1 protein-coding gene is annotated in these 273 nt (G+C 53.1%); it reads left to right on the top strand.

Going from position 1 to position 273, the window contains the following annotated elements:
• Positions 1–273, top strand: a 273-nt coding sequence (locus tag HEN33_RS25855) for a DUF968 domain-containing protein (protein WP_122991572.1), incomplete at both ends; no start/stop codon positions are given.

Below are 273 nucleotides of genomic sequence, written 5' to 3'. Positions count from 1 at the left end.
ACCAGCAACAGAACCCACCACAGGAAAAGACGGTGGTCAGCATTGCCGTTGATCCGGAGTCTCCGGAATCCTTCATGAAACGACCTAAACGTCGCCGCTGGGTAAATGAGAAATACACACGCTGGGTAAAGACACAGCCGTGTGCGTGTTGTGGTAAGCCAGCGGACGATCCTCATCATCTGATTGGTCATGGTCAGGGCGGAATGGGAACAAAATCCCACGATATTTTCACGCTACCGCTGTGTCGGGAGCATCACAACGAGCTTCATGCGG

The organism is Escherichia sp. 94.0001 (genome assembly GCF_013369155.2).
GTDB classification, from domain to species: Bacteria; Pseudomonadota; Gammaproteobacteria; order Enterobacterales; family Enterobacteriaceae; genus Escherichia; species Escherichia coli_F.
The sequence above is the reverse complement of the archived record's forward strand: the minus strand, read 5'-3'. Positions and strand labels throughout refer to the sequence as shown.